The organism is Cytobacillus oceanisediminis 2691, from assembly GCF_007678455.1.
Lineage (GTDB): Bacteria > Bacillota > Bacilli > Bacillales > Cytobacillaceae > Mesobacillus > Mesobacillus oceanisediminis_A.
In genome coordinates this window covers 1-1605 of sequence record NZ_VEEP01000031.1, presented here as the reverse complement: position 1 = coordinate 1605, position 1605 = coordinate 1, and the positions used below count along the sequence as shown (strand labels likewise).

Sequence of the window (1605 nt, the reverse complement as noted above, 5' to 3'; positions counted from 1 at the left end):
CAGTTTGTAGACAAAAGGGGTTCGGAATGCACTCATTCCGAACCCCTTTTTGGATTTCATCGGTTTTTTCAAATGAAATAGGCTCTCTTTGCTATACTTTTAGGCCATTTCTGGACTTCTCCATGTCCAGTTGGCCATCTTCTTCAAGTTTAAGGCAGCGAAAGTAAGCATCGCCTGCATCGACAATTTTTTAAGTCCCCTCAGGGTTGTCCAACGCATGCCATGCTTTTCTTTTGCATCTGCGAATACACGCTCAATGGTTTCCTTGCGCTTCGCATAGATTTGTTTTACTTCGGGTGTGTGCCTTAAGTGATCTGCCTCTTCCACATATTCCTGCCAGATATGGCGCGTTACCACCTTTTGGTGGTCTTTGCTTTCTGTGCATTGCGCTAAAAACGGGCAGGTTGCGCAGATCTGTTTGGGGGATTTATATTCACGATATCCCTCTTTCGTTGTGGTCGAATACTTTAGGACCTCACCGGCAGGACACAAATAACAGTCGAAAAATTCGTCATACACATATTCATATTTGCGGAAAAAGCCATCCTTCGTCCGTGGTCGGGTATAAGGCAAAGCCGGGGTCATTTCGTTTTCCATCAGAAACTTCGTAATAGCTGGAGTTTTATAGGCTGCATCGGCCGCAACGGCATTAGGCTTTCCAACTTTCTCTATCACTTGTTCTACCAGTGGCTCAAGAATCAGGCTGTCATGCGTATTCCCAGGTGTCACGATGGTTCCCAAAACAAATCCATTACGATCTGATGCCGCATGGAAAGAGTAGGCAAACTGCTTTGTTCGCTCGTCCTTGACGTAGTATCCACTCTCAGGATCGGTCGTGCTTTCCTTGATTTCCTTCGTTTCTTCCTTCTCGAACTTATCGGGAGGAAAAGGTTTCTTCCCGTGGTCTTCTCGATCCTGATTGATCTCTTCCTGAAGTTTCTCTTGGTATGCCCGTGTTTCCTTTCGCACCACTTTCTTCTCGAATTTATGCTTATTCGCACTTGCTTTTACGTGGGTTGAATCAATAAAGACATGTTCAGCACTAATCAGTTTCTTATCCGCTGCGGTCTTTAGAATTCGATAGAAAATCTGTTCAAACAAATCGGTGTCTTTAAAACGGCGTTCGTAATTCTTCCCGAAGGTGGAGAAATGGGGCACTTTATCATGGAATCCATATCCTAAAAACCAGCGGTAGGCCATGTTCGTTTCTACTTCGGCAATGGTCTGGCGCATTGAACGGATGCCAAAGGTATATTGAATGAAGCTAAGCTTAATTAGAATCACAGGGTCAATGCTTGGGCGGCCTACTTCGGAATACACATCCTTCACAAGTTCATAGATGAAAGAAAAATCAAGGGCTGCTTCCATCTTACGGACTAAATGGTCCTGTGGAACCAGTTGATCTAAAGCTACCATCTCTAATTGGTCTCGTTGGATGGGGTTATTTTTCGAAAGCATCTTCATCACCTCAAGCGTTATATGTATCTATTTTAAAAGAGACTTATGGTTAGTTCCATACTAAGTTGAAGAATCCTGTTGATTGGAGTGGAAGGCGCGTAGACTCCTGTGGGATCAGACGGACAGGTGAGACCCCGCAGACGCCAA

At 44.6% G+C, this 1605-nt stretch carries 1 protein-coding gene; it reads right to left on the bottom strand.

Translation table 11 applies throughout. From position 1 onward, the window contains the following. Positions 1 to 99: 99 nt before the first annotated feature. Complete coding sequence (locus tag FS736_RS23385; RefSeq protein WP_144481518.1) at positions 100 to 1458, bottom strand: IS1182 family transposase; 1359 nt, start codon at positions 1456 to 1458, stop codon at positions 100 to 102. Positions 1459 to 1605 lie beyond the last annotated feature (147 nt).